Raw genomic sequence first — 25,981 nt, 5'->3', positions numbered from 1 at the left:
TCAAAAGCGGGTCGCGCGCTGCGCGCGCTCGCTGCCATTTCTTTTCTTCTTTCCCCGTTACTCCCATCGCTTCTGAGCTGCCAGTCGAGCAGGCTCGGCTTTGCGAAGTCTGTCCCCTCCGTCACCGGGAAACTGTCGAAGGCGGGGGACTGTGGGTTTGCGGGGTGTCCGCGGCATGGATGCCGCGGCCAAGCCCCCAAGGACGGGTCTACGGCGTCCCCGCAAACCCACAGTTCCCCGCCAGCCCTCCGTGCAACCCAGAGCCATGACCGCCGTTGCCGTTGCTGTTGCTCCGGCTCTGGCTTGAAACGGGTGCCGGGCAGCGCCCGGCCGGGTATCCTTTCCCTCTGATGTCCGACCTTGTCCATGCCAGCCGCGAAGCCCTCAGCGACGGCGGCGCGCTCGCCTCGCACCTGGATGCCTTCGTCCCGCGTCCGGCACAGCTGCACCTGACCGAAGCCATCGCCGATGCGCTGCAGCAGCGTGACCTGCTGCTGGCCGAGGCCGGTACCGGCACTGGCAAGACCTTTGCCTATCTGGTGCCGGTGCTGCTGTCCGGGCTGCGTACCATCATTTCCACCGGAACCCGCGCGCTGCAGGACCAGCTCTACCACCGCGATCTGCCACGGGTGCGTCAGGCACTTGGTGTCGGCCTGCGCAGTGCGCTGCTGAAGGGGCGCGCGAACTACCTGTGCCGCTATCGCCTGCAGCAGGCACGTGGCGAGCCGCGTTTTTCCAGCCCCGAACAGGCGGCGCAGTTCCAGCGCATCCTGGCCTGGTCCGGTCGTTCGGAGTTCGGTGACATCGCCGAACTGGAAGGCCTGGCCGATGATTCGCCGCTGCTGCCGATGGTCACTTCCACTGTCGACAACTGCCTGGGTACCGACTGCCCGTTCTGGGATGACTGCTTCGTGGTGCGCGCGCGGCAGCGTGCGCAGGCCGCCGACGTGGTGGTGGTCAACCATCATCTGCTGCTGGCCGATCTGGCCCTGAAGCAGGATGGCTTCGGTGAATTGCTGCCGGGGGCGCAGGCCTTCGTCATCGACGAGGCACACCAGCTGCCCGAATTGGCCGCGCAGTTCTTCGGCGAAGGTTTCGGCATGCGCCCGTGGCAGGAACTGGGCCGCGACTGCCTGGCCGAAGCGCGTGGCGTCGGCGGCGCGCAGTCGGCGCTGCAGGAACCGGTCGACCAGTTGCAGCAGGCGCTGCTGGCCCTGCGTTCGGCGATGGAGGGACTGCCGCCGCGTGGCACGCAATGGCGCGCGTTGGCGATGCCGCAGGTGCGCGATGGATTCGATACGGTGATGGCGGGGTTGGTGACGCTGGAGCAGGCACTGCAGCCGCTGCGCGAAGCCGCGGCGGGCCTGGATGCCTGCCATGCGCGGGCGCGCGAGGCGGTCTCGCGGCTCAGCCGCTGGCTGGGCGATGACGAACCTGCCCTCGATTTCGATACCGACCCGGCGGAAACCGCCACTGCCGCTGATGTGCTCTGGTACGAGCTCACGCCACGTGGTTTTCGCTGCCAGCGCACGCCGATGGATGTGTCCGGCCCGTTGCGTGAGCATCGCGAACGCAGTCGCGCGGCATGGATCTTCACCTCGGCGACGCTGACCGTGGGCGGTGGCTTCGACCACATCGCCACCCGCCTGGGCCTGGACGACCCGCATACGCTGGTCCAGCCAAGCCCGTTCAATTGGCCGGAGCAGGCGCTGTGCTACCTGCCCGAAGGCCTGCCTGATCCGGCTGCGCGGGGCTTCGGTACTGCGTTGATCCAGACCCTGCGGCCGGTGTTGCAGGCATCGCAGGGCAGGGCATTCCTGTTGTTTGCCTCGCACCGTGCATTGCGCGAGGCCGCCGAGGCACTGCGCGACGGGCCATGGCCGTTGTTCGTGCAGGGCGAGGCGCCGCGCGCGACGCTGCTGCAGCGCTTCCGCGAATCGGGCAATGGCGTGCTGCTGGGCTCGGCCAGTTTCCGCGAGGGCGTGGACGTGGTGGGCGAGGCGCTGAGCGTGGTGATGATCGACAAGCTGCCGTTCGCGGCACCGGACGATCCGGTGTACGAGGCACGGCTGGAGGCGATCCGCAGCCAGGGTGGCAATCCGTTCCGCGATGAGCAGCTGCCGCAGGCGGTGATTGCGCTGAAACAGGGCGTCGGTCGCCTGATCCGCAGTGAGAGCGACCGTGGTGTGTTGGTATTGTGCGACCCGCGCCTGCTCAACCGTGGCTATGGCCGGGTCTTCCTCGATTCACTGCCGCCATTCCGCCGTACCCGCAGCCTGGCCGATGTGCAGGCCTTCTTTACGCCACAATGGGCGCCCGTGGCCGATGATGCGGCTGCCCCGGCCGCCGTTGCGACCGGCCCCGAGCCGGCGCCCGGTGCCACGTTCCCCCTGTTCTGACCCGATCCGATGAAACTGCTCGCCTTTGAAACCGCCACCGAAGCCTGTTCCGTTGCCCTGCATGTCGATGGGCAGGTGCTGGAACGCTTCGAGATCGCCCCGCGCCGGCATGCCGAACTGAGCCTGCCGTGGGCGGAGGCGCTGCTGGCCGAAGCCGGCATCAGCCGCCGCCAGCTGGACGGTATCGCGCTCAGCCGCGGCCCGGGTGCGTTCACCGGCGTGCGCCTGGCGATCGCCATTGCCCAGGGCATCGCACTGGCCCTGGACCGCCCGCTGTTGCCGGTCTCGACACTGCAGGTGCTGGCGCTGCGGGCACCGGCGGACGAAACGCAGATCCTGTCGGCGATCGATGCACGGATGGGCGAGCTGTACGTCGCGCGCTTCGAACGTGTAGACGGCCTGCCGGTGGCACGTGATGCCGAGCGCGTGTGCGCACCCGCTGCGGTCGCGCTGCCGGAAGGGATGTCGGCCTACGGTGTCGGCACCGGTTTCGGTGCAGCCGAGGGGGCACTGGTGACCCAGCTGGGCACCGGCCTGCGCGGCTTTGATGCGACGGCGCTGCCGCGGGCATCGGATGTATTGGCACTGGCGGTGCCGGCGTTCGCTCGCGGCGAAGCCATTGCACCGGAGAAGGTCGAGCCGGCGTACCTGCGTGACAATGTGGCGCTGACCCTGGTCGAGCAGCAGGCCGCGCGCGAGGCGAAGGCGAAGGCCAACGGCTGAGCCCCTCGTGGCGGGATTGGTCGCGTAGATCAAAAGCCGTGGTTTGGCCGGGCGGGTGGGCTGCGCAGGGGGCGCTGCAAGTACGTCCCTGTAAGCTCGGTCGCCGCTTGCTCGTGTGCGCAGTCCTGCGCACACGAGCAAGACCGGGGTTGGGCGTCCTGCCCAACCCGCCCGAGGCATGCCTCGGGCCCATGCGGCTCACGCCCCTGCGCAGCCCACCCGCCCGGCCTCTGACAGTTTCCGTGTGCGTCCGCCACGGAAAATCAAGAAAAGAAAAGTCAAAGTCAAAAGCGGGTCGCTTCGCTCGCATCCACGCGTGGCGTGGATGTGTGTCGACCAAGGTCGACACCTACCAAAGCAATGGTGCGCCGCGATCTGTCAGAGGCGGGGCGGTGCCGGGCGGCGGGGTATCCGCGGCATGGATGCCGCGGCTAAGCCTACACGGACGTACTTGCGGCGTCCCCGCCGCCCGACACCGCCTCGCCACGCTTCAGTACACCAACCGCCGCTGTTGCCGTTGCTCTAGCCTTCCAGCGGGTCCCGGGCCGCAGGCCCGGGCAACAAAACCCTACCGGTCGTCGTGCAGAGTGCCGCCCGGCAGGAACACCCACGTACGGGTGACCTGCAGGATGTCGATTTCGTCTTCAGTCTTCGGCAATGGCGGGAACGGCTGGGCCAGCTGCACCACCCGCAGGGCGGCCTCATCCAGCAGCGGCGTCCCGCTCGAACGCAGGATCCGGCTGCTCTCCACGCTGCCGTCGCGGCGCACGCCCACGCTGATCACTACCTGGCCGCCGAGGCGGCGCTGCCGCGCCTCATCCGGGTAATTCAGGTTGCCTACCTTCTCGGCACGGTCGACCCAGGCGCGCAGGTAATTGGCATAAGCATACTCACGCGTGCTGGCCGACACGAACTTGCGGTTCGGGCGCTTGGCGTACTGCGCCGAGCGCAGATGTACTTCGGCAGCCAGCCGCGCCATCTCCACGTCGCGCTGTTCGCGTGCGCTCAAGGGCGCATCCGGTTCGGGCTGATCCGGCGTGGGGCGGGACTGCGCCTGCGCCACCACCTCTTCGCCATTGCGGCTGCTGACCACCCGTGCCTGTGGCGGCGGAACCGGAGCGGCCGATTGCTGCTGCTGTGGAACCGGGCTGATTCCGGACTGGGCCTGCGGCACGATGCCGGCCTGGTTGTCGCGCGGACGCTGTGCGCGGTCGTGCTCGCCACCGCCTTCCTGATTGGCCGCGGCCAGGAAATCGGCCTGCTTCGGGGTCAGCGCGGTGCGGGTCTGGCTGAAGATGACTTCCAGTGTCGGCACCAGCGGCGCATCGCCCTTCACGGCGAAGCCCACGCCCAGGATCAGCAGGGCGTGGACCAGCACCGACAGCGCGATGGTCGCCCCCAGCCGTTGCGCTTCGCGCGGCGGCGGGGGCAGGACGGCAGGTGCGGCAGACATCAGCGCAGGCCGGCCTCGAGTGCGTCGAACAGGGTGCCAGCGATGTTCAGGCCGTACTGCGCGTCCAGTTCGCGCACGCAGGTCGGGCTGGTCACGTTGACCTCGGTCAGGTAATCGCCGATCACGTCCAGGCCGACGAAGCGCATGCCGCGGCGCTTCATCTCCGGGCCGACCTGGGCGGCGATCCAGCGGTCGCGCTCGCTCAGCGGGCGGCCTTCGCCGCGGCCGCCGGCGGCCAGGTTGCCGCGGAATTCATCGCCCTGCGGGATGCGCGCCAGGCAGTAGTCCACCGGTTCGCCATCGACCAGCAGGATGCGCTTGTCGCCGGCGGTGATGTCGGGAATGAACTTCTGGGCCAGCGCCAGCTTGCGGCCGCCGTCGGTCAGGGTTTCCAGGATCACGTTCAGATTCGGATCGCCCTGGCCGCTGCGGAAGATCGAGCGGCCGCCCATGCCGTCCAGCGGCTTCAGCACGGCCTGGCCGTGCTCCAGCGCAAAGGCCTTCAAGACCTTCGCGTCGCGGCTGACCAGGGTCGGCGGACAGCACTGCGGGAACAGCAGCGCGGCCAGCTTCTCGTTGTAGTCGCGCAGGCCCTGCGGGTTGTTGACCACGCAGGCGCCAGCCGCTGCGGCCACGTCCAGCACCTGGGTGTCGTAGATGTATTCGGCGTCGACCGGCGGGTCCTTGCGCATCAGCACGATCTGGCCGGGGCCGAACTCGGTGCGGCTGAACGCGCCCAGCTCATACCAGCCGGCCGGGTCGTCGCGCACCCGCAGCGGCGCGGTCTGGGCCACCGCTACGCCACCCTCCAGGGCCAGGCCGCCCGGGCGCACGTAGTGCAGGGCATGGCCGCGGCGCTGGGCTTCCAGCAGCATGGCGAAGGTGGTGTCCTTGGCGATCTTGATGTGGGCGATGGGATCCATCACCACGATGACGTTCAACGGCATGGGCGCACCTGTCAGGCAAGGCGTTGATGGTAGCGGCAACGCCGCTCGCGCGCCTCCCCGCCGTCCTGCAACGCAGCGTCCGCCCGGCGGTCGCGCACGCATTGCGAAACCCGTCACGTTCAGGAGGGTGCCATGCCCCGCGCCATGGGGCGGCCTTGAAGCGGGCGCGGAAAGTGCGATATAGATACGCTTTCGTAGCGGCCCCCGCCAGAGATCGGGCCGTGCGCTTGGGGATAGGCAATGACTGAAAACACGACTGCGGGCGGGGAACTCGCAGGACTCCGGGTGATGGTCATCGATGATTCGAAGACCATCCGCAGGACTGCGGAAACGCTGCTCAAGCGCGAAGGCTGCGAGGTGGTCACCGCCACCGACGGCTTCGAAGCGCTTGCGAAGATCGCAGACCAGCAGCCGCAGATCATCTTCGTCGACATCATGATGCCGCGCCTGGACGGGTACCAGACCTGTGCGCTGATCAAGGGCAACCAGCTGTTCAAGGCGACCCCGGTCATCATGCTCTCGTCCAAGGATGGCCTGTTCGACAAGGCGCGGGGACGCATCGTCGGCTCGGAGCAGTACCTGACGAAGCCTTTCACGCGTGAAGAACTGCTGGGTGCCATCCGCACATACGTCAACGCCTGACCAGGGGGGAAAGGCACAATGGCTCGTATCGTTCTGATCGAGGATTCACCGACCGACCGCGCGGTGTTCACCCAGTGGCTGCGCCGTGCCGGCCACGAGGTGCTGGAGGCGGACAATGCCGAGGATGGACTGCAGCTGGTCCGCGACCAGGTGCCGCAGCTGGTGCTGATGGACGTGGTACTGCCCGGCATGAGCGGCTTCCAGGCCACCCGCGCGATGGCCCGTGATGCGGCGATCAAGCACATCCCGGTGATCATCGTCAGCACCAAGGCGATGGAAACCGACAAGGCCTGGGGCCTGCGCCAGGGCGCGGCCGATTACATCGTCAAGCCGCCGCGCGAGGATGAACTGATCGCGCGGATCAACGAACTGGTGGCCTGATGCGCTCGCCCTTCGACATTCTCGAAGCCTACGAACGGCGCAGCCTGGCCCACGCGGTGCAGCTGCCCGAGCGGCAGTTCGCCCAGGACCTCTGGCGTGGCGTGGGTTACCGCGTCGGCCAGCGCCGGCTGGTGTCCGATTTCCGCGAAGTGGTGGAAATCGTGCCGATGCCGCCGGTGACCCCGGTGCCGTGCGCGCAGCCGTGGCTGCTGGGCGTGGGCAATCTGCGCGGCAACCTGTTCCCGGTGGTCGACCTGAAGTACTTCCTGGAAGGCACGCGTACCGTGCAGCAGGAAGGCCAGCGCGTGCTGATCATGCGCCAGGCCGGCGGCGACGTCGCGCTGACCATCGATGAACTGTTCGGCCAGCGCAGCTTTGAACTGGACCAGCAGATCGCGGCCGGCACGCTGGCCGAAGGGCGCTACGGCCACTTCGTCGATCGCGCCTTCCACGCCGACGGCCACGACTGGGGCGTGTTCTCCCTCTCGCTGCTGTCGCGTACCCCTGAATTCCGGCAAGCCGCGGCCTGAGGCCGGGCATCGCCCCCTGCATTGAAGATCGAGGTTGAACGATGAGTACTGCTTCGGACGCCACCAAGACCGGCAAGCTGCGGCTGGGCGGCAGCAACCTCTGGCTGTTCCTGCTGCTGGCATCGATGATCCTGTTCGGCGTCAACACCGGCGTCGCCACCTGGCAGGGCAGTCGCCTGGCCGATGCCGGTTCCAAGGCGGCCGACCTGCAGGTGCTGTCGCAGCAGCTGGCCAACCAGGGCCGTGACGCGGTGGGCGGCAACGCGCAGGCGTTCACCGCTTTCAAGGCGACCCGCAACGCGATCGAACAGAACGTGTCGACACTGCAGGGGCGCTACGGCAAGGAGCCGGGCGTGTCCGGTGCCATCGCCACCCTGGGCGAGACCTGGGCGCCGCTGGGCAAGCAGGCCGGGCAGCTGGTCGCCAGTGAACCGGCGGTGCTGGCGCTGGCTGGCAATGCCAACAACTTCACCGGTGCGGTGCCGGGCCTGCAGGCCCAGCTGAACGAGCTGGTGCGTGCGATGTCGGCCTCCGGCGCGCCGTCGTCGCAGGTGTACAGCGCCCTGCAGCAGGTGGTGGTGGCCGGCTCCATGGCCCGTCGCGTGACCGAAATGCGCGCCGGTGGCAGTGCCGCAGCGACGTCCGGCGATGCACTGGCACGCGACATCACCGTGTTCTCGCAGGTGCTCGACGGCCTGCGCAACGGCAACGAGGAACTGGGCATCACCGCCGTGCGCGGTGCCGCCGCCGTCGCCGCACTGGAGCAGTCGCAGCAGAAGTGGGAAGCGATGAAGCAGGACGCTGACGCGATCCTGGCCAGCTCGCGCCAGCTGTTCGCGGCGCAGTCCGCCGCCACCGCGCTGGGCCAGGGTTCGGCCCACATGCTGGATGACAGCCGCAAGCTGTTCGACGCGTTCTCCTCGTTCGGCTCGGTGTCTGACACCCGCCTGTTCCCGAACTTCTGGATCGGTGTGGTGTCCGGTGCGCTGTCGCTGATCGCGATCATCGGTTTCGTTTCCACCAACGTGCGCAGCCGCTCGCGCGAGCAGGAACTGCGCTACCAGACCCAGGTGGAATTCAACAGCCGCAACCAGCAGGCGATCATGCGGCTGCTGGACGAAATCTCCTCGCTGGGTGAGGGCGACCTGACGGTGAAGGCCTCGGTGACCGAGGACATGACCGGCGCCATCGCCGACGCGATCAACTACGCCGTCGACGAGCTGCGACACCTGGTGACCACCATCAACGACACCTCGGCCAAGGTCGCGCTGTCCACCCAGGAAACCCAGGCCACCGCCATGCAGCTGGCGGAAGCGGCGGGCCACCAGGCCAACCAGATCACCTCGGCCTCGGACCGCATCGGCGAGATCGCGGCGAGCATCGAACAGGTGTCGCGCAACTCGGCCGAGTCGGCCGACGTGGCACAACGCTCGGTGGTGATCGCCGCCGAAGGTGCCGGCGTGGTGCGCGAGACCATCCAGGGCATGGACCAGATCCGTGACCAGATCCAGGAGACCTCCAAGCGCATCAAGCGCCTGGGTGAGTCGTCGCAGGAAATCGGCTCGATCGTGGAACTGATCAACGACATTTCCGAACAGACCAACATCCTGGCGTTGAACGCGGCAGTGCAGGCGGCGTCGGCAGGTGAAGCAGGCCGCGGTTTCGCGGTCGTGGCCGACGAAGTGCAGCGCCTGGCAGAACGTACCTCCGGCGCGACCCGACGCATCGAGAACCTGGTGCAGGCCATTCAGGCCGATACCAACGAAGCGGTCACCTCGATGGAACAGACCACCGCCGAAGTGGTGTCCGGTGCACGCCTGGCCGAGGACGCCGGCACCGCGCTGACCGAGATCGAGCGCGTGTCCAATGCACTGAACACCCTCATCAAGAACATCTCCATCGCCGCCCAGCAGCAGTCGGCTGCGGCCTCGGACATCACCCGCACCATGGGCGTGATCCGGCAGATCACCGGCCAGACCTCGCAGGGTGCCGGGCAGACCGCCGAATCGATCGGCCACCTCGCGCAGCTGGCGGCCGACCTGCGTCGTTCGGTCGCCGACTTCAAGCTGCCGGCGTGACGCGGGCAGGGCGGCGAGCAAGGAACCAGTCGATGAAGCATTTCCATTCCCCACGCCAGAACTCGCGCGGCTTCCGCGCGGCGGCGAACGGAGCGCGTCCATGAGCAGTCTGCGCGATGCGATGAGCCACGCAGCGCTGGGCTGGGTCAAGCCCGAGCTGGACGAGACCCTGCGCCAGGTGCGCAACGAAGTCGAGTACTACGCGGAAGACCCGACCGACGCCAGCCGCATGCGCATCTGCGCCGGCTACCTGCACCAGGTACAGGGCACCCTGCGCATGGTCGAGCTGTACGCCCCGGCCATGGTGGCCGAGGAGCTGGAACAGCTGGCCAATGCCATCGGCGCCGGTGGCGTGGCCGATCGGGATGAAGCCTGCGCGACCCTGATGCGTGGCAGCGTGCTGCTGCCCGATTACCTGGAGCGCCTGCAGAACGGTCACCGTGACATCCCGATCGTGCTGATGCCGCTGCTCAACGAGATCCGTGCCGCACGTGGCGAAGAGGGCGTGCATGACAGCGTGCTGCTGGCATTCGCACCGGACAGCGTCACCGCCACCGAGGCCGAGCTGGACCATGCCCGTGGCAGCCTGAGCGGGCGCAACCGCGAGCTGCTCGATACCGTGGGCAGTGCAGTGAAGGAAGAATTGCTGCGCATCAAGGATGCGCTGGACCTGCACCTGCGTACCGGCGGTGCGCCGGAGCAGCTGCAGACCCAGGCCAACGAGCTCGGTGCGGTCGCCGATACGCTGGGCATGATGGGCCTGGGCGTGGCCCGCGGCGTGGTCGTGCAGCAACGTGATGCCCTGCGTGGCGTGGTCGAGGGCCGCCAGCAGATCGACGAAAACCTGCTGCTGGATATCGCCGGGGCGCTGCTCTACGTGGATGCGTCGCTGGATGACCAGGTCGCCCACCTGGGCGCCGGCGGCAGTGGCCAGGACGATCCGAGCGCAGTGGAGAACCGGCGCACGGTAGAGGTGCTGGCGCACGAGGCCATCGCCAACTTCGCCGCCGCGCGCGAGCACTTCGTCGCGTTCATTGAAACCAGCTGGAACCATGCCGAGCTGCACGACGTGCCGCGCCTGCTGGGCGATGTGTCCGGTGCGCTGCGCATGCTCGACCTGGGTACCGCCGCCGATTACCTGCGCGGCGTGCAGCAGTACATCGAAGCCGAGCTGATCGGTCGCCAGCGCGTGCCGAGTGGCCGCCAGCTGGACACGCTGGCCGACGCCATGGCCAGCCTGGAGTACTACCTGGAAGCCCTGCGCGACCGTCGTCCGGGTCGCGAGGACATCCTCGACATCACCCGCAGCAGCCTTGAGGCGCTGCGCTACTGGCCGTTGCCGGACCACGATGCGGCTGAGCCGGCAGCGTCCGTGCCGCAGTCGATCGAGCGTGAGCCGGTTGTGCTGCAGGGCGAGGCACTGCAGCCAGAGCACATCGAGATCCCGGTACAGTCGGCCGCGCCGGCACCCGGTGAGGTGCCGGTACCGCTGCCGGACTTCACCTTCGATCCGCCACCGCCCAGGCCTTCGCCGGCAGCGGCGGACAACAGCTTGATGTTCGGTGGGCTGGGATCCGTCGCCTCCGCGCCACTATCGCTGCGTGACGAGTCGGATGCACCGCTGGTCTTTGCCGCCTCCAGTGCACCTGCACCCGAGGTCCCGCAATGGGATCTGGCACCGTTCCATCCTGAGGCCGATCCGCTCGCTCCAGCGGACGACGAGCGCAGTCCGACGTTTGCCAGCTTCGATCCGGTCAGTTTCGAACAGCTTGATGCAGGGCAGGGCGCCGCCACCCAGTGGACGCTGTCGGAGGCGGCTCTGCCAGTGCAGTCCGATGCGACAAGCGGCCTGGACGTAGAGGACGCCGCCGACGCCTCGCTGTCCATCGAGACCGGCGCGCATGCCGCACCGGGGCTCGACCCGGTGGCCGCCGAACATGACGCGGTTTCTGCAAGTGACGACGTCGTGTTCCGTTTCGATGCCGATGCGCTGGACAATGCCGACGACGTGTTGTCGCTGCATGCGATGGAGGCATTGTCGCTGGAGGACGCTGCCGGGCTGCATCCGTCGCTGGAGAGCGTCGATGCCACTGCCCCTGCGGTGGTGGAAGAGAGCCCGGCTGCCGCAGAGCCGGACATCACCCCCGTGGATGTGCCGGTGGAAGCGCCCGCACCGCTTGCCGATGTGCCGGCAGCGGCGGTGTCGATGATCGACATCGACACCATCGCACCGATTGATTTCAGCGAAGCCGACGCGCAGTTCTTTGCCGAGCTGAGCGCTGCCGCCGCGGACTTCAATCCGCAGGCGACCCCGACGCCGGCCGATGCGGAAGCGCCGGTCGCCGTGGGCAGCGCGGAAGATGCAGACGCCGGCTTCGAGGCCGGCTTCGACGACGATGCCGAGAACATCGACGAGGACATCCGCGAGGTGTTCCTGGAAGAGTTCGACGACGAACTGGCCAACCTCGGAACGTTGCTGCCGGCATGGCGCATGCAGCCGGACAACATGGACCGTCTGCGTCCCATCCGCCGCATCTTCCATACGCTCAAGGGCAGTGGCCGACTGGTCGGTGCACGCACCCTGGGCGAATTCGCGTGGAAGATCGAGGGCATGCTCAACCGCGTGCTCGACGGCAGCCGCCCGGCGACGCCAGCCGTGCTGGCCATGGTCGACAACGCGCATGCCGCGCTGCCGCAGCTGAACGCCGCGTTGCGTCATGGCCAGCGGATCAGCGTGGACCTGCAGGCGATGCAGGCCATTGCCGATCGCGTCGGCGCGGGTGAGGAAACCTATTACGTACCGCTGCCGGTTGCGGCCGCTCCCGCCGCACCGGTGGTCGAAGCCGATGGCGAGGACGAGATCAGCCGCATCCTCGAAGCCGAAGCAATGGCGTCGGTGCAGGCTGAAGCCGATGCGGACCCGGCGCCCGAAGCATTGGGCACGCCGGCCAACATCGACAGCGTGCTGCGCGAGATCCTGGAAGCCGAAGTGGAAGTCCACCAGGCGACCCTGCAGGACTGGCTGCGCTTGGCACAGCAGGCGCCGCAGCCGGTCAGCGACGCGCTGTTGCGCGCGGTGCACACCATGAACGGCGCCTTCGCGATGACCGAAGTGCCGGAAATCACTGCCGTTACCGGCGGTGCCGAGTCCTACATCAAGCGCGCGCTGGCTGCAGACGTGGTGCCGGGCGACGAGGGCGTGGCCGCGCTGGATGCGACCGCGCAGGCGATCACCGCGACCATGGAAGCGCTGCAGGCCGAGCAGCCGCGCATCACGCCACAGGAAGCGCTGGTACAGCGCCTGCAGGCGCTGGCCGGTGAACTGCCGGAAGCGCGCTGGCCGATGGTCGGGCTGGAGGACGAGGATGAAGAGGGCATCGCGCTGGCGCCCGATGTCGGGCGGGCATCCGAAGCCGAAGCGCCGCTGGCCGGGCTGGACACGCTGGACGAAACCAGCATGGCGTCCGCTTTCGATGTGGCGCCCGATCTCATTGCCGAGCCGCAGCCGCTTGCCGAAGATGCGCTGGAACCGGTTCCAGCTGCAACCGACCCGCAGACGCTGGACATCGCGGCCGACAGCGGCCTGGACGTGGGCGAGCTGACCGCCAGCGACGATCTTTCGCGTTACTTCGACGCCGGCTGGCCGTCGGTGCCGGGCGAAGGTGAACCTGCCGTGGCGGACACCGGCGCGATTGAATCGATCCAGCCGGTCGAGAGTGCGCCTGTTGTCGAAGTGGCCGAAGCAGATGCCGTGCCCACGATCGCGACGGTCGACGACGCTGATCTGACCATGGCCGACGATCTGTCGCCCTACCTCGACGCCAGTGCGCTGCCGGTGGATGACCGCGACGCGGAAGAGTGGCCGGTGCCTGCGGAAGTTGACGCGATCGACCTGAATACGCCGTTGTCCTTTGATTCGGGCAGTGGCGATGACAGCGTCATTGACGCCGCTGCTGCACTGCCACTCGACAGCGGGCTGTCGAGCCTGCAGGATGAAATGGCTGCGCCGGGTTTTGCAGAACCGGTCACGCTGGCAGCCGCGCTCGAGGCCGGCCTGCACGTGATCGAAGAAGAGCAGACCCTGGACGACGACGGGCAATGGCCCGTGCTCGGCCTCCAGGCCAGCGAACTCGCGCCGGGCGAGGCGGAAGCCTTTGCCGAGGATGCGGACGTCGGCGGGGAGGCGGCGGTCGGCGAAGGAGAGAGCGCCGATCAGCCGTCCCCGGCGACGGTGAACGAGGCGAGCGCTGCCGAAGCACTGCAGGCCACCGCCGAGCCGGTGCGGTTCTTCGAACTGGAAGAAGCGCCGGGGCAGGGCACGGCCAACACCGATGCCGAACCTGCCGAGGCCGACGCCGGGGAGCGGGCGCCGCTCCACGATGAAGCCTCCACCCTGGAAGACACCGCGGATGGCGCCGATGCGCTCGACTTCAGCGTGTACGACCGCGAACTGGTCGACATCTTCGTCGAGGAAGGCAAGGACCTGCTCGACCACTGCGATGGCCTGATCAGCGAGCTTCGCAATGCGCCGCAGGATCGCGAGGTGCTGGCCGGCCTGCAGCGTGACCTGCATACCCTGAAGGGTGGCGCACGCATGGCCGGCATCAATGCCATCGGCGACCTTGGCCACAGCATCGAATCCCTGCTGGAAGCCGTGGCGGCCGGCCGCACCGAGATCGAACGCCGCGACGTGCAGCTGCTGGAGCGCGGCTTCGACCGCCTGCACCAGCTGCTGACGCGGACCGGTGCCCACCGTGTGGTGGCGCCTGCACAGGACCTGGTGGAGGCCTTCGAGGTCCGCACCACCACCGATATCGCGGCGGCCGCTGCGGCCGCGCGTGCGGCCAGCGAGGCCGAGGCCGTGCCGGCACAGGCTGTGGGCCCGCTGACGACGCCGGCCGATGCCCCGCTGTCGGCACCACTGCCGGCCGAAGGCGTGGCCGACGAAGATCCGCTGGCGCGTCCGCAGCAGGAGCAGGTGCGGGTGCGCGCCGACCTGCTCGACCGCCTGGTCAACCATGCCGGTGAAGTGGCGATCTATCGCTCGCGTCTGGAACAGCAGCTGGGTGCCTTCCGTGGTGCCATGGCCGAACTGGAGCGCACCAATGCGCGACTGCGCGACCAGCTGCGCCGACTTGACCTGGAAACCGAGGCGCAGATCGTCGCCCGCTACCAGCGCGAGCAGGACCAGGCGGACCAGAAGTTCGATCCGCTGGAACTGGACCGTTTCTCCACCCTGCAGCAGCTCAGCCGTGCGCTGAACGAGTCCGCCGCCGACCTTGGCGGCCTGCAGGGCGTCCTGGACGATCTGTCGCGCCAGTACGACTCCCTGCTGCAGCAGCAGTCGCGCGTCAGCTCGGAATTGCAGGATGGCCTGATGCGCGCGCGCATGGTGCCGTTCGACGGTCTGGTGCCGCGCCTGCGCCGCGTGGTCCGCCAGTCCGGCATGGATACCGGCAAGCAGGTCCACCTGACCCTGGAAGGTACCCACGGCGAACTGGACCGCAACGTCCTCGACCGCATGGTCGCGCCGCTGGAACACATGCTGCGCAACTCCGTGGCGCATGGTCTGGAAGCGCCGGAACAGCGCCGCGCCGCTGGCAAGCCGGAGGAGGGCGAGATCGCCATCCGGCTGCACCGCGAAGGCTCGGAAATCGTGCTGGAAGTGGCCGACGACGGCGCCGGCCTGGACCGCGAGGCGATCCGCCGCCGCGCCATCGACCGTGGCCTGCTGGCTGCCGATGCGCAGCCGAACGAGCAGGAACTGGACAACCTGATCTTCGCCTCTGGTTTCACCACCGCCGACCAGGTCAGCCAGCTGGCCGGCCGTGGCGTGGGCATGGACGTGGTACGCAACGAAGTGCGCCAGCTCGGCGGTTCGGTCGATATCCAGTCAGTGCGTGGCCAGGGCGTGCGCTTCACCCTGCGCCTGCCGCAGACGCTGGCGGTCACCCAGGCGGTGTTCGTGCAGATCGGCGAAACCACCTTTGCGGTGCCGGTCGCATCGGTCAGTGGCATCGGCCGCCTGTCGCGCGAGCGTTTCGAAGCGGCCGACAGCAGCTATCGCTACAGCGGCGAGGACTATCCGCTGTACGACCTCGGCAGCCTGGTCGGGCAGGCCCCGGCGCGTGCCGATGGCCAGGACCAGGTACCGCTGCTGCTGGTCCGTGCTGGTGACCTGCGTGCCGCCGTGGCGATCGACCAGGTGCTGGGCAACCGCGAAATCGTGGTCAAGCCGGTCGGCCTGCAGATCGCGTCGGTGCCGGGCATCTACGGTGCAACCATCACCGGCGATGGCCGCGTGGTGGTGATCCTGGACGTAGCGCCGCTGGTGCGCCGCTTCCTCGCCAACCCGACGCTGCCGGTGCTGGCCAACGCACCGCGCCAGGAGCGACAGGTGCCGCTGGTGATGGTGGTGGACGATTCGCTGACCATGCGCAAGGTCACCGGCCGCATCCTCGAACGCCACAACTTCGAGGTCAGCGTCGCCCGCGACGGCGTGGAAGCACTGGAGCGCCTGGAAGAACGCGTGCCCGACCTGATGCTGCTGGACATCGAGATGCCGCGCATGGATGGTTACGAGCTGGCCACCGCGATGCGCGCCGACCCGCGCTACAAGGACGTGCCGATCGTGATGATCACCTCGCGCAGCGGCGACAAGCACCGCCAGCGCGCCTTCGAGATCGGCGTGCAGCGCTACCTGGGCAAGCCGTACCAGGAGCTGGACCTGATGCGTAACGTGTACGACCTGCTGGGGATCGCCCGTGTCCGTGAGTGAAGCCCAGGCGGCCCCGGCCGTCGCCCTGCTGGCCCGTCCTGGCGCGGCGCGCGAGCGCCTGCGCGAGGCGTTGTCGCATGCCGATGTGCAGCTGGTGCTGGAAGACGACCCCAATGGCCTGGAGCCGCAGCTGCTGCAGGACGCGCGTCCACAGTTCGTGGTGATCGCGCTGGAAGCGGCCATCGAGGATGCTCTGGAGCGGCTTGAAGCGGTGCTGTCCGCACCAGGCCTGACCCTGGTCTTCGACGAAGCCGAGCTGGCGGCGCGCCGTGATGGCTGGGAGGCACAGCGCTGGGGCCGCCACCTGGCCGCCAAGCTGCACGGCCACCAGCAGGTGCTGCCGCCGGGTGCGGAAGACGAACCCGCCCTGCAGCTGGAACCGGGTCACCCGGCACCACCGCCGGCACCACGGGAAGAAGCGCTCCAGCCGCATCTGGACCAGGCATTGAGCTGGGCCGACGAGGTGCCGGCGGACAGCCTGTATGCGCCACCGGCGCACCTGCACGAACCGATCGCGCTGGAGCAGGCACTGGCCGCGCTGCAGCCGGTGGTGCCGGAGCCGCTGGAGACAGTGCCGATGCAGCCGGTTGCCACACCGGCAACGCCGCCGGTGTCCTTCGACCACACCGCGTGGTCGCTGGTCGAGGACGTAGCAGACGCGCCCGCAGCCACCGGGTACAGCGCCGCGATGGAAGCCCCGCTGCCGTCCTTCGATACCGATCACCTCAGCCTGGTGGACCTGGACACTGCGGCGCCTGCGGGCGCACGTGCCGGCTCGCTGCTGGTGCTGGCCGGCATTGGTGGCCCGGATGCGCTGCGCCGCCTGCTCGGTGCGCTGCCGTCGTCGCTGAGCGTGCCGGTGCTGGTGCACATGCGCCTGGACGGTGGCCGCTACGGCAACCTGGTCAAGCAGATGGCACGCGTGTCGCCGTTGCCGGTGCAGCTGGCCGAAGCCGGCCAGCGTGCAACACCCGGTGAAGTGCATGTGCTGGCCGATGACATCGGCGTGCAGGCCGCCAGCGACGGCCTGCATTTCGTCAGCGACGCGCAAGGCATTTCGATTGCCGGGCTGCCGGCCGACCACACTGCGCTGGTCCTGCTCAGCGGCGCCGACCTTGCGCATGTGGGTCCGGCGCTGGATCTGGCCGCCGCCGGTGCCTGGGTGGCCGGGCAGGTCGGCGAGGGCTGCTATGACCCTGCCGCAGCCACGGCGGTGGTCGCCGCTGGCATGGTGGCGGGTGAGCCACAGGAACTGGCGCAGGCCATCGCCTCGCGCTGGGGCGTGGAAAACGATAACGGAGAGGCACCATGAGCTATGCCAGCAATGACGAAATCCGCGGCGTCCTGATCCAGGCCGGCAACGAGCGCGTGCTGCTGCCCAATGCCACCGTGGCCGAAATGATGTCGCGGGTGCCGGTGCAGCCGGTTTCCGACGCCCCGCGCTGGCTGGTCGGCGAAATCGGCTGGCACGGCTGGCAGGTGCCGCTGGTGTCGTTCGCGCGCCTTTCCGGCCTGGGCGAGGAAGCCGTGGGCGGCCACAACAAGGTCGTCGTGCTGAAGGCCCTCAGCGGCAACGCGCAGCGCCCGTACTACGCGCTGCTGACGCAGAATTTCCCGCAGTTGATCTCGGTGCCGCGCGATGGCCTGCTGGCCGATGCTTCCGAGGAAACCCTGCCGCAGATCGTGCACATGCGCGTGCTGCTGGGTGAGCAGAGCGCGCTGCTGCCGAACCTGGATGCGCTGGAAGCCGCGCTGGATTCGCTGGCGGCCTGATCGGCAATCCGCCGGTCGGGTTCCCGGTAGTGCCGGCCGCTGGCCGGCAACCTCGTGATCCCTTGGATGCCGGCCAGCGGCCGGCACTACCACCAATCAACCTCACCCCAGGTCGCCCAACCGCGCCTGCAATGCCGCGATCGCGGCCAGGCCGGCCGTCTCCGTGCGCAGGATGCGCGGGCCGAGCTGCAGGCCCTGGAATCCTGCCGCTGCCAGCTGATCCCGGTCGCGCGGCGACCAGCCGCCTTCCGGGCCGATCGCGATCACGATGCCGCCCGTCGGCGCCGCGTCGAGCGTCGACAGTCGATGGGCACCGTGCGGGTCCAGCGTCAGCCGCAGCGTATCGGCCGGCAGCGTCGCCGCCGCCTGCGCCAGTGACACCGGCGATCCAACCTGCGGAATGCGCGCGCGCCCGGACTGGCCGCAGGCCGAGGTCACCACGTTGTTCCAGTGCGCTACGCGCTTCTCCGCGCGCGCGGCATCCAGCTTCACTTCGGTGCGCTCGGCATTCACCGGAACGATGGCGCTCACGCCCAGCTCGGTGGCCTTCTGCAGGATCAGGTCCATCTTCTCGCCTCGGGCAATGCCCTGCAGCAGAGTGATCGCCAGCGGCGATTCGTTGTCCACCGCCTGCACCGCATCGATGCGCACCTGCACCTCGCGCTTGCCGGCGGCGGTCAGCGTGGCGCTGTAGTCGTGGCCATCGCCGTTGAACAGCACGCAGGTATCACCCTCGCGCAGGCGCATCACCCGCACCAGATGGTTGGCCGTCTCTTCCGGCAGGGTCACGGTCTGGCCGCTGTGCAGCGCCAGGTCGATGGGGCAGCGGGTCACGCGCATGCAATCGCCTCGTCAATCGCCGCCAGCGTGGTATGTGCCAGCAGCTCCAGTTGTTCGTCATCCACGCAGTAGGGTGGCATCCAGTACAGCACGTCGCCCAGCGGACGCAGCACCACGCCACGTTTCAGCGCAGCCTTGTAGGCGTGCAGGCCCAGTCGCAGCGCCGGATCGAACGGCGTGCGCTTGTTGCCATCCCGCGACAGCTCGAAGGCCACCACCATGCCGGCCTGGCGGACGTCGGCCACGTGCGGATGGTCGCTCAATGGCGCAGCCAGCGCGCCCATCACCGAGGCGATGCCACGGTTGCGGGCGATCACATCGTCGTCGCGGAAGATGTCCAGCGTCGCCAGCGCAGCCGCACAGGCCAGCGGGTTGCCGGTGTAACTGTGCGAATGCAGGAAGGCGCGCTCGCGCGAGTCATCAAGGAAGGCGTCGTACAGCGCCTGCGTGGCCAGCACCGCGGCCAGCGGCAGGAAGCCGCCGGTCAGGCCCTTGGACAGGCACATCAGGTCCGGCATCACGCCGGCCTGCTCGCAGGCGAACAGGGTGCCGGTGCGGCCGAAGCCGGTGGCGATCTCGTCGGCGATCATGAATGCGCCGTGCGCATCACACAGTTCGCGCACCCGCTGCAGGTACACCGGGTCATGCATGCGCATGCCGCCGGCGCACTGCAGGCGCGGTTCCAGGATCACTGCGCAGATCTCGCCGGCATGCTGGTCAAACAGGGTGGCCAGGCCATCAGCGGCCTGGCGTGCGCGATCAGCCGCACTCTGGCCCGGCTCGGCCAGGTAGGCATCGGGCGAGGGCGCGAACAGGCCTTCGGCCAGCAGCGGCGCGTAGACGCGGCGGTACAGCGGAATGTCCGCCATCGCCAGCGCTCCAAGGGTCTCGCCGTGGTAGCCGTTCTCCAGCGCGATGAAGCGCGTGCGCCGTGGCTCGCCGCGGTTCTGGAAATACTGGAAGGCCATCTTCAGCGCGACTTCAACGCCGGCCGAGCCGTTGTCGGCGTAGAACACCTTGGCCAGCGGCTCGCGGCCGGGCTGGCGTGGCGCCAGCGCCAGCAGGCGCTCGGCCAGGGTGATCGCCGGCTCATGGCCGAAGCCAGCCAGCATCACCTGTTCCAGCTGCCCGGCCTGCGCCGCGATGGCGCTGCCGATGCGCGGCTCGGCATGGCCGAACAGATTGGTCCACCAGCTGCTGACGGCGTCCAGGTAGCGGTTGCCGTCGTGGTCGATCAGCCATGCGCCTTCACCACGGGCGATCGGCACCAGCGGCAGGGTATGCGGGTGCTCACGCATCTGCGTGCACGGATGCCACAGCACCTGCAGGTCGCGTTGCCGCCAGTGCTGGGCCAGCGGGGAGGGGGTTGGGTCTGCTAGCATTTCGGGCTCATGAACATGTTGCTGCCTGCACATTCTATCGGCCCCGGCGCTGGCGCCGGCCGCCGCGGAGATTCCGCATGAACGATGACCGTGCCGGCCGGCGCTTGCCGATCATCCATAAGATCACCGATGAGGAGAACGGCCCCTTCCAGCGCCAGCACCTGGACCTGGAGTTCTCCAACGGTGAACGCCGCCGCTTCGAACGCCTGGTCAGCCGTGGCCATGGTGCGGTGGTGGTGGTGCCGATGCTCGACGACGAGACGGTGCTGCTGGTGCGTGAATACGCCGCCGGCATGCACCGCTATGAACTGGGCCTGGTCAAGGGCCGGATCGACGCCGGCGAAACCCCCGGGCAGGCCGCCGACCGCGAGCTGAAGGAAGAGGCCGGGTACGGTGCACGCCGGGTCGACGTGCTGCGCGCGATGACCCTGGCCCCCACCTACATGAGCCACCAGTCGTGGCTGGTGGTGGCACGCGACCTGTATCCGGAAAAGCTGGCCGGCGACGAGCCGGAAGAACTGGAGGTGGTGCCGTGGAAGCTGGCCGAACTGGACCAGCTGATGCTGCGCGAGGACTTCTCCGAGGGACGCTCGCTGGCGGCGCTGTTCATCGCTCGCCAGTGGCTGCAGGGAACGCGATGATCAAACTGACCACGGACCTGCGCGAGACCGCCATCGCCATCGCCCAGGAAGCCGGACAGGCCATCATGCAGGTGTACGCCGATGGCTTCGAGGTGCAGATCAAGGACGACGACAGCCCGGTCACCGCCGCCGACCTGGCCGCCAACCAGGTCATCGAACTGGGCCTGCGCCAGCTGACCCCGGACCTGCCGATCCTGTCGGAGGAATCGGCGCAGGTGCCGTGGGAGCACCGCCGCCACTGGGGCGCGTACTGGCTGGTGGATCCGCTTGACGGCACCCGCGAGTTCGTCAAGCGCAATGGCGAGTTCAGCGTCAACATCGCGCTGATCTACCAGGGCGCACCTGCCTTCGGCGTGGTGTTGGCCCCGGTGACCGGCATCGTCTGGCATGCCATGCGTGGCGAGCTGGCCTATCGCCGGCAGGGCCTGCACGACACCGTGCTGCGCACCCGCACGCCGGCCACCGCCCCGCTGCGCGTCGCCGCCAGCCGCTCGCACCGTTCGCCGGAAACCGAGGCGCTGCTGGCACGCATGGGCCGCATCGAGACCATCGCGCAGGGCTCGTCGCTGAAGTTCTGCCGGATCGCCGAAGGCGGCCTGGATGTCTACCCTCGGCTGGGCCCGACCTCCGAATGGGATACCGCTGCCGGCCAGTGCGTGCTGCACGCGGCTGGTGGTGCGGTGCTGTCGGCGGCGACCGGCAAGCCATTCCGCTACAACCGCCGCGAAACCCTGTTGAACGGCGATTTCATTGCCCTTGGTGATACCAGCCTGCCGTGGCGCGACTGGTTGTCCGACTGACCCTGGAGGCCGCATGAGCGCGCACGACACCCCCACCACCGGCAGCGCCGCCGCCCACGAGCTGGAGCGCCTGCTGGCGATCATGGCGCGCCTGCGCGACCCGCAGGGCGGCTGCCCGTGGGATCTGGAGCAGAACTTCGCAACCATCGCGCCGTACACCATCGAGGAAGCCTACGAGGTGGCCGATGCGATCGATCGTGGCGATCTCGACGATCTCTGTGACGAGCTGGGCGACCTGCTGCTGCAGGTGGTGTTCCATGCGCGCATGGCCGAAGAGCAGGGGGCCTTTGCCTTCGCCGAGGTCGCACGCGCGATCAGCGACAAGATGCAGCGCCGCCACCCGCACGTGTTCGCCGACGTGAGCGTCGACGATGCCGACGGCGTGACGCGCAACTGGGACGCGATCAAGCGTGCCGAGCGTGCCGCCAAGGGCGAGCAGGACACCTCCGCGCTGGCCGGCATTTCGCGCGGGCTGCCGGAATGGCAGCGGGCGGTGAAGCTGCAGTCGCGTGCGGCCAAGGTCGGCTTCGACTGGCCCGGCCCGTTGCCGGTGCTGGACAAGGCGGCCGAGGAACTGCAGGAACTGCGCGAGGAGTTCGAACGCGGCGATATCGCCGGCAACAAGGCGCGGCTGCAGGAAGAACTGGGCGACCTGCTGTTCGTCTGCGCCAACCTGGCGCGCCATGCCGACATCGACCTGGGTGCGGCGCTGCGCGGGGCCAACCACAAGTTCGAACGCCGCTTCCGCGCGATGGAAGCGCAGGCCGACGCGCAGGGTGGGGCGCTGGCTGCGATGGACCTGGATGCGCAGGAAGCGCTGTGGCAGCACGCCAAGGCAGCAGAAAAAGCGTGAAGACGCTGGGCCTGTTCCTGCTGACGGCGCTGGCCGAGATCGTCGGCTGCTACCTGCCCTGGGTATGGCTGCGCAAGGGCGGCAGCGTCTGGTTGTTGTTGCCGGCCGCGGCCAGCCTGGCCCTGTTCGCGTGGCTGTTGACCCTGCACCCGACCGCCAGTGGGCGGGTCTATGCGGCCTACGGTGGCGTGTACATCGGCACCGCGCTGTTCTGGTTGTGGTTGGTCGACGGCATCCGCCCCAGCCGCTGGGACCTGTTCGGTGCAGCCCTGTGCCTGGCCGGCATGGCGGTGATCATGTTCGGCCCGCGCACCTCATCAGGGTAGCGCCGGGCCATGCGTGGCTGCGCCTCCTTCCGACCGCGCTGGCGCGCGCAAGCCGGGCATGGCTCGGCGCCACAAGGTCAGCGATGGTGCATGATGGCGACGACCCTGGTTCCCGGAGCACGCGCATGTCCCGCTTCGCCAGCTTCCGCGAGTTCTATCCGTTCTACCTCAGCGAGCATCGCCACCCGGTATCGCGCCGGCTGCACTTCATCGGCAGCTGCGGCGTACTGCTGCTGGTCGCGACAGCGATCCTGCGTGGGCAGCCGGTGCTGCTGCTGGCTGCCCTGTTCTGCGGTTACAGCTTCGCCTGGGTTGGCCATTTCTTCTTCGAGAAGAACCGCCCGGCCACCTTCCAGCACCCGCTGTACTCGTTCATGGGCGACTGGGTGATGTTCGCCGACATCCTGCGCGGGCGCATGCCCTGGTAGCCCCGCTGTGAATGCGGCCTTCACGCGCTATGCTGGGGCCTGGACGTCATAGATAAGGAAAGCAAGATGTTCCCGACCATGTTCTTTACCGTGGTGCTGGCCTTCGTGGCCGTGGTGATCCTGTTCAAGGCGGTACGGATGGTGCCCCAGGGCTACGAGTGGACCGTCGAGCGCTTCGGGCGCTACACGCACACCATGACCCCCGGCCTGCACTTCCTGATTCCGATCGTGTACGGGGTCGGGCGCAAGGTGAACATGATGGAGCAGGTGCTGGATGTACCCAGCCAGGAAGTGATCACCAAGGACAACGCCGCCGTGCGCGTGGACGGCGTGGTGTTCTTCCAGGTCCTGGATGCCGCCAAGGCTGCCTATGAGGTGGCCAACCTGGAAGTGGCGATGATCGCCCTGGTGCAGACCAACATCCGTACCGTGATCGGTTCGATGGACCTGGATGAATCGCTCAGCCAGCGCGAGGTGATCAATGCCCAGCTGCTGAGCGTGGTCGACCATGCCACCAACCCGTGGGGTGTGAAGGTCAACCGCATCGAGATCCGCGACATCCAGCCGCCGCGCGACCTGCTGGATGCGATGGCGCGGCAGATGAAGGCCGAGCGCGAGAAGCGCGCGCAGATTCTAGAGGCAGAGGGTTCCCGCCAGTCGGAGATCCTGCGCGCCGATGGCGAAAAGCAGGCCACCGTGCTGGAGGCCGAAGGCCGTCGCGAAGCCGCGTTCCGCGATGCCGAGGCGCGCGAGCGCCTGGCCGAGGCCGAAGCGATGGCGACCAAGGTGGTGTCGGCGGCGATTGCCGAGGGCGACGTGCAGGCGATCAACTACTTCGTTGCGCAGAAGTACGTGGAAGCGTTCAAGGAGCTGGCCAGTTCGCCGAACCAGAAGCTGGTGCTGATGCCGATGGAGGCCAGTGGCGTGATCGGTTCGATCGCCGGCGTGGCCGAACTGGCGAAGCAGGCGCTGGCCAGCCAGGACAACAAGGCCGCCGGCAAGCGGCCGCCGCCGCTCGGAGGCTGACATGCGCTGGGAAGTCGTCGGTTGGGGCGCGCTGGCGCTGCTGCTGTTTGCCGCCGAGGCGTTGGCGCCCGGGGCGTTCATGCTGTGGATCGGCATTGGCGCGGCGGCGGTGTTCGTACTGGTTGCGGTGTTCAGCGGCATTCCATTGCTGTGGCAGGTCGTTGCCTTCGTCGTGCTGAGCGTTGTCTCGATCCAGTGCTACCGGCGCTGGGGCAAGGCAAGGGCGCGACCCAGCGATGCACCGTTGCTCAACCGCCGCGCCGAACAACTGGTCGGACGGGTGGTGCCGTTGCAGCAGGGTATCGTTGGTGGGCAGGGCCGGGTCAGCATCGACGACGCGTACTGGCAGGTCAGCGGCCCGGAACTGCAGGCCGGTGCCATGGTGCGGGTGGTAGCGGTGCAGGGCAGCACGCTGGTGGTCGAGTCTGCCGCAGGTAGAGTCGACTGTTAGTCGACTGGCATGTGTTGGGTCGGGCGGGTTGGGTTCGCGGGACACGCCGTAAACCCCGCTCCGCGGTCCGGCCCAGCCGCTGGCGGCTGCGCGTTCGGGCGCTTGCGAAGCAGTGCTTCGCAAGCAAAGCGCCCCCAGGGATGGGTTCACGGCGTGTCCCGCTCGCCCCATACCGCTCCGGCCAAGCCGTCGACTTCACCGAGCCGATACGCTTTGGTTGTTGCCGTTGCCTGGCCTGTAAAAGGCGCCCGCCGGCCGCAGGCCGGCCAAACACCCCCGCTGCGCTGCGGCGCGACCTGCAGGCGACCGATCTGGGATAATGGGGATTCTTGTTTCCTCTGCTGCCGGACCCGGTCATGACCCAGAAGACGCTGCTCAACGATACCCACCGCGCCCTTGGCGCCAAGATGGTCGATTTCGGGGGTTGGGACATGCCCATCCACTACGGCTCGCAGCTGGACGAGCACCACCTGGTGCGTCGCGAGTCGGGTGTGTTCGACGTCAGCCACATGACCGTGGTCGACCTGCGCGGTGACCAGGTCAAGCCGTTCCTGCGCCGCCTGCTGGCCAACTCGGTCGACAAGCTGAAGGTGCCGGGCAAGGCGCTGTACTCGTGCATGCTGAATCCGCGCGGCGGCGTCATCGACGACCTGATCGTCTACTACCTGGGCGACGATTTCTTCCGCATGGTGGTCAACGCCTCCACCCGCGAAAAGGACCTGGCCTGGCTGCGCGAGCAGGCCGCGCCGTTCGGCGTCAGCGTCGAGCAGCGCCCGGACCTGGCCATCCTGGCCGTGCAGGGCCCGCAGGCGCGCGCGATCGTGATCGGCCTGGCCCGCGAATCCGAGCGCGAGGCGCTGACCAAGCTGGGCCGCTTCGCCGCCCTGCAGGTGCAGTCCGACGACGGCGTCGAGCTGTTCGTCGCCCGTACCGGTTACACCGGCGAAGACGGCTTCGAAATCCTGCTGCCGCAGGACGCGGTGGTCGCGTTCTGGAACCGCCTGCTGGCGGCGGGCGTGAAGCCGGCCGGTCTCGGCGCACGCGACACGTTGCGCCTGGAAGCCGGCATGAACCTGTACGGCCAGGACATGGACGAAGAGATCAGCCCGTACGAAGCGGCGCTGGCCTGGACGGTGTCGCTGGACGAAGGCCGCGACTTCATCGGTCGCGACGCGCTGGAAGCGCAGAAGGCTGCCGGCACAGCACGCCAGATGATCGGCCTGGTGATGGACGAGAAGGGCGTGCTGCGCCATGGCCAGGCGGTGACCACCGCTGGCGGCCAGGGCGAGATCCTGTCCGGCACCTTCTCGCCGACCCTGGCCAAGGGCATCGCTTTTGCCCGCGTGCCCGCCGGTGAACTCGGCGAGGTCACCGTCGACATCCGCGGCCGGCAGGTGCCGGTGCGCGTGGTCAAGTTCCCGTTCGTGCGCGAAGGCCAGGCCCAGCCCGGCGTGCTCGCCGACGCCTGATCCGGACATGCCGGTCGTCACTGACAGCAGTGGCGGCCGGTTGGTTACACTAGCCCCGTTT

Annotated in this window: 21 protein-coding genes; 17 read left to right on the top strand and 4 right to left on the bottom strand. The window is 68.4% G+C overall.

Translation table 11 applies throughout. The features are described 5' to 3' along the window. Positions 1-350 precede the first annotated feature (350 nt). Both Q9Q79_RS15680 and tsaB read left to right on the top strand, forming a co-directional pair. A complete protein-coding gene (locus Q9Q79_RS15680; RefSeq protein ID WP_043033640.1) occupies positions 351-2,399 on the top strand; it encodes an ATP-dependent DNA helicase in 2,049 nt (682 codons plus the stop codon). A gap of 9 nt (positions 2,400-2,408) precedes the next feature. Then, positions 2,409-3,122, top strand: coding sequence for a tRNA (adenosine(37)-N6)-threonylcarbamoyltransferase complex dimerization subunit type 1 TsaB (gene tsaB, locus Q9Q79_RS15675; protein ID WP_012481047.1), 714 nt, complete (start codon positions 2,409-2,411; stop codon positions 3,120-3,122). Positions 3,123-3,690: 568 nt separating this feature from the next. Here the strand turns inward: tsaB and Q9Q79_RS15670 are convergent. Together Q9Q79_RS15670 and gshB are read right to left on the bottom strand one after the other, a co-directional pair. Continuing rightward, complete coding sequence (locus Q9Q79_RS15670; protein WP_005410719.1) at positions 3,691-4,575, bottom strand: energy transducer TonB; 885 nt, start codon at positions 4,573-4,575, stop codon at positions 3,691-3,693. Beyond that, on the bottom strand, positions 4,575-5,522 hold the full coding sequence (gshB, locus tag Q9Q79_RS15665) for a glutathione synthase (RefSeq protein ID WP_049395795.1): 948 nt from the start codon (positions 5,520-5,522) through the stop codon (positions 4,575-4,577). Before gshB ends, Q9Q79_RS15670 begins: the two co-directional genes overlap by 1 nt. A gap of 240 nt (positions 5,523-5,762) precedes the next feature. Here gshB and pilG point away from each other — a divergent pair, with 240 nt between their 5' ends. From pilG to Q9Q79_RS15630, 7 genes are all read left to right on the top strand, one after another. Beyond that, positions 5,763-6,164, top strand: coding sequence for a twitching motility response regulator PilG (gene pilG / locus Q9Q79_RS15660; RefSeq protein WP_005418455.1), 402 nt, complete (start codon positions 5,763-5,765; stop codon positions 6,162-6,164). A gap of 18 nt (positions 6,165-6,182) precedes the next feature. Beyond that, complete coding sequence (locus Q9Q79_RS15655; protein WP_005410717.1) at positions 6,183-6,545, top strand: response regulator; 363 nt, start codon at positions 6,183-6,185, stop codon at positions 6,543-6,545. After that, positions 6,545-7,075 (top strand): chemotaxis protein CheW, encoded by a 531-nt coding sequence (locus tag Q9Q79_RS15650; protein ID WP_005410716.1) that lies wholly within the window; start codon positions 6,545-6,547, stop codon positions 7,073-7,075. Before Q9Q79_RS15655 ends, Q9Q79_RS15650 begins: the two co-directional genes overlap by 1 nt. Positions 7,076-7,116: 41 nt before the next feature. Beyond that, positions 7,117-9,153 (top strand): methyl-accepting chemotaxis protein, encoded by a 2,037-nt coding sequence (locus Q9Q79_RS15645; RefSeq protein WP_005410715.1) that lies wholly within the window; start codon positions 7,117-7,119, stop codon positions 9,151-9,153. Positions 9,154-9,253: 100 nt separating this feature from the next. Then, positions 9,254-15,931: an Hpt domain-containing protein gene (locus Q9Q79_RS15640; protein WP_099561914.1), complete on the top strand. Its 6,678-nt coding sequence runs from the start codon at positions 9,254-9,256 to the stop codon at positions 15,929-15,931. Beyond that, positions 15,918-17,243, top strand: coding sequence for a chemotaxis protein CheB (locus tag Q9Q79_RS15635; RefSeq protein ID WP_099523527.1), 1,326 nt, complete (start codon positions 15,918-15,920; stop codon positions 17,241-17,243). Before Q9Q79_RS15640 ends, Q9Q79_RS15635 begins: the two co-directional genes overlap by 14 nt. Continuing rightward, positions 17,240-17,704, top strand: coding sequence for a chemotaxis protein CheW (locus tag Q9Q79_RS15630; protein ID WP_005410712.1), 465 nt, complete (start codon positions 17,240-17,242; stop codon positions 17,702-17,704). The genes Q9Q79_RS15635 and Q9Q79_RS15630 overlap by 4 nt, the downstream gene beginning before the upstream one ends. Before the next feature lie 102 nt (positions 17,705-17,806). Here the strand turns inward: Q9Q79_RS15630 and Q9Q79_RS15625 are convergent, their stop codons facing one another. Both Q9Q79_RS15625 and bioA read right to left on the bottom strand, forming a co-directional pair. Beyond that, positions 17,807-18,544 (bottom strand): 16S rRNA (uracil(1498)-N(3))-methyltransferase, encoded by a 738-nt coding sequence (locus tag Q9Q79_RS15625; protein WP_005414248.1) that lies wholly within the window; start codon positions 18,542-18,544, stop codon positions 17,807-17,809. Continuing rightward, positions 18,535-19,926 carry an adenosylmethionine--8-amino-7-oxononanoate transaminase gene (gene bioA, locus Q9Q79_RS15620; protein WP_043034490.1) on the bottom strand — a complete coding sequence of 464 codons (1,392 nt, stop codon included), beginning with the start codon at positions 19,924-19,926 and terminating at the stop codon, positions 18,535-18,537. The genes Q9Q79_RS15625 and bioA overlap by 10 nt, the downstream gene beginning before the upstream one ends. A gap of 77 nt (positions 19,927-20,003) precedes the next feature. Here bioA and nudE point away from each other — a divergent pair, with 77 nt between their 5' ends. The 8 genes from nudE to gcvT all read left to right on the top strand — a co-directional run bounded on the left by nudE (position 20,004) and on the right by gcvT (position 25,920). Continuing rightward, the gene (nudE, locus tag Q9Q79_RS15615; RefSeq protein ID WP_043034491.1) at positions 20,004-20,567 is read left to right on the top strand and encodes an ADP compounds hydrolase NudE; all 564 of its coding nucleotides are present in this window, start codon (positions 20,004-20,006) and stop codon (positions 20,565-20,567) included. Next, the gene (gene cysQ / locus Q9Q79_RS15610) at positions 20,564-21,367 is read left to right on the top strand and encodes a 3'(2'),5'-bisphosphate nucleotidase CysQ (RefSeq protein ID WP_005410708.1); all 804 of its coding nucleotides are present in this window, start codon (positions 20,564-20,566) and stop codon (positions 21,365-21,367) included. The genes nudE and cysQ overlap by 4 nt, the downstream gene beginning before the upstream one ends. Positions 21,368-21,380: 13 nt before the next feature. Further along, a complete protein-coding gene (mazG, locus tag Q9Q79_RS15605) occupies positions 21,381-22,220 on the top strand; it encodes a nucleoside triphosphate pyrophosphohydrolase (protein WP_099523529.1) in 840 nt (279 codons plus the stop codon). Then, complete coding sequence (locus tag Q9Q79_RS15600; protein WP_201862166.1) at positions 22,217-22,546, top strand: YnfA family protein; 330 nt, start codon at positions 22,217-22,219, stop codon at positions 22,544-22,546. The genes mazG and Q9Q79_RS15600 overlap by 4 nt, the downstream gene beginning before the upstream one ends. 125 nt (positions 22,547-22,671) lie before the next feature. Beyond that, on the top strand, positions 22,672-22,974 hold the full coding sequence (locus Q9Q79_RS15595) for a DUF962 domain-containing protein (protein WP_099530155.1): 303 nt from the start codon (positions 22,672-22,674) through the stop codon (positions 22,972-22,974). A 66-nt stretch (positions 22,975-23,040) separates the two neighbouring features. Then, positions 23,041-24,000 (top strand): SPFH domain-containing protein, encoded by a 960-nt coding sequence (locus tag Q9Q79_RS15590; RefSeq protein WP_005410704.1) that lies wholly within the window; start codon positions 23,041-23,043, stop codon positions 23,998-24,000. 1 nt (position 24,001) lies between these two features. Continuing rightward, positions 24,002-24,451 (top strand): NfeD family protein, encoded by a 450-nt coding sequence (locus Q9Q79_RS15585; protein WP_099530157.1) that lies wholly within the window; start codon positions 24,002-24,004, stop codon positions 24,449-24,451. A 356-nt stretch (positions 24,452-24,807) separates the two neighbouring features. Next, positions 24,808-25,920 carry a glycine cleavage system aminomethyltransferase GcvT gene (gene gcvT, locus Q9Q79_RS15580; RefSeq protein WP_024958146.1) on the top strand — a complete coding sequence of 371 codons (1,113 nt, stop codon included), beginning with the start codon at positions 24,808-24,810 and terminating at the stop codon, positions 25,918-25,920. Positions 25,921-25,981: the final 61 nt, after the last annotated feature.

It is taken from the genome of Stenotrophomonas sp. a6, assembly GCF_030913325.1.
Classification (GTDB): domain Bacteria; phylum Pseudomonadota; class Gammaproteobacteria; order Xanthomonadales; family Xanthomonadaceae; genus Stenotrophomonas; species Stenotrophomonas maltophilia.
Note: the sequence above shows the minus strand (reverse complement) of the source record. Positions and strands in the feature narration are given on the sequence as shown.

Excerpts from the sequence above, each read along its gene's own strand:
- Q9Q79_RS15680 (WP_043033640.1), top strand. The coding sequence starts at position 351 with ATGTCCGACCTTGTCCATGCCAGCCGCGAAGCCCTCAGCGACGGCGGC.
- tsaB (WP_012481047.1), top strand. The coding sequence starts at position 2,409 with ATGAAACTGCTCGCCTTTGAAACCGCCACCGAAGCCTGTTCCGTTGCC.
- Q9Q79_RS15670 (WP_005410719.1), bottom strand. The coding sequence starts at position 4,575 with ATGTCTGCCGCACCTGCCGTCCTGCCCCCGCCGCCGCGCGAAGCGCAA.
- gshB (WP_049395795.1), bottom strand. The coding sequence starts at position 5,522 with ATGCCGTTGAACGTCATCGTGGTGATGGATCCCATCGCCCACATCAAG.
- pilG (WP_005418455.1), top strand. The coding sequence starts at position 5,763 with ATGACTGAAAACACGACTGCGGGCGGGGAACTCGCAGGACTCCGGGTG.
- Q9Q79_RS15655 (WP_005410717.1), top strand. The coding sequence starts at position 6,183 with ATGGCTCGTATCGTTCTGATCGAGGATTCACCGACCGACCGCGCGGTG.
- Q9Q79_RS15650 (WP_005410716.1), top strand. The coding sequence starts at position 6,545 with ATGCGCTCGCCCTTCGACATTCTCGAAGCCTACGAACGGCGCAGCCTG.
- Q9Q79_RS15645 (WP_005410715.1), top strand. The coding sequence starts at position 7,117 with ATGAGTACTGCTTCGGACGCCACCAAGACCGGCAAGCTGCGGCTGGGC.
- Q9Q79_RS15640 (WP_099561914.1), top strand. The coding sequence starts at position 9,254 with ATGAGCAGTCTGCGCGATGCGATGAGCCACGCAGCGCTGGGCTGGGTC.
- Q9Q79_RS15630 (WP_005410712.1), top strand. The coding sequence starts at position 17,240 with ATGAGCTATGCCAGCAATGACGAAATCCGCGGCGTCCTGATCCAGGCC.
- Q9Q79_RS15625 (WP_005414248.1), bottom strand. The coding sequence starts at position 18,544 with ATGCGCGTGACCCGCTGCCCCATCGACCTGGCGCTGCACAGCGGCCAG.
- bioA (WP_043034490.1), bottom strand. The coding sequence starts at position 19,926 with ATGCTAGCAGACCCAACCCCCTCCCCGCTGGCCCAGCACTGGCGGCAA.
- nudE (WP_043034491.1), top strand. The coding sequence starts at position 20,004 with ATGAACGATGACCGTGCCGGCCGGCGCTTGCCGATCATCCATAAGATC.
- cysQ (WP_005410708.1), top strand. The coding sequence starts at position 20,564 with ATGATCAAACTGACCACGGACCTGCGCGAGACCGCCATCGCCATCGCC.
- mazG (WP_099523529.1), top strand. The coding sequence starts at position 21,381 with ATGAGCGCGCACGACACCCCCACCACCGGCAGCGCCGCCGCCCACGAG.
- Q9Q79_RS15595 (WP_099530155.1), top strand. The coding sequence starts at position 22,672 with ATGTCCCGCTTCGCCAGCTTCCGCGAGTTCTATCCGTTCTACCTCAGC.
- Q9Q79_RS15590 (WP_005410704.1), top strand. The coding sequence starts at position 23,041 with ATGTTCCCGACCATGTTCTTTACCGTGGTGCTGGCCTTCGTGGCCGTG.
- Q9Q79_RS15585 (WP_099530157.1), top strand. The coding sequence starts at position 24,002 with ATGCGCTGGGAAGTCGTCGGTTGGGGCGCGCTGGCGCTGCTGCTGTTT.
- gcvT (WP_024958146.1), top strand. The coding sequence starts at position 24,808 with ATGACCCAGAAGACGCTGCTCAACGATACCCACCGCGCCCTTGGCGCC.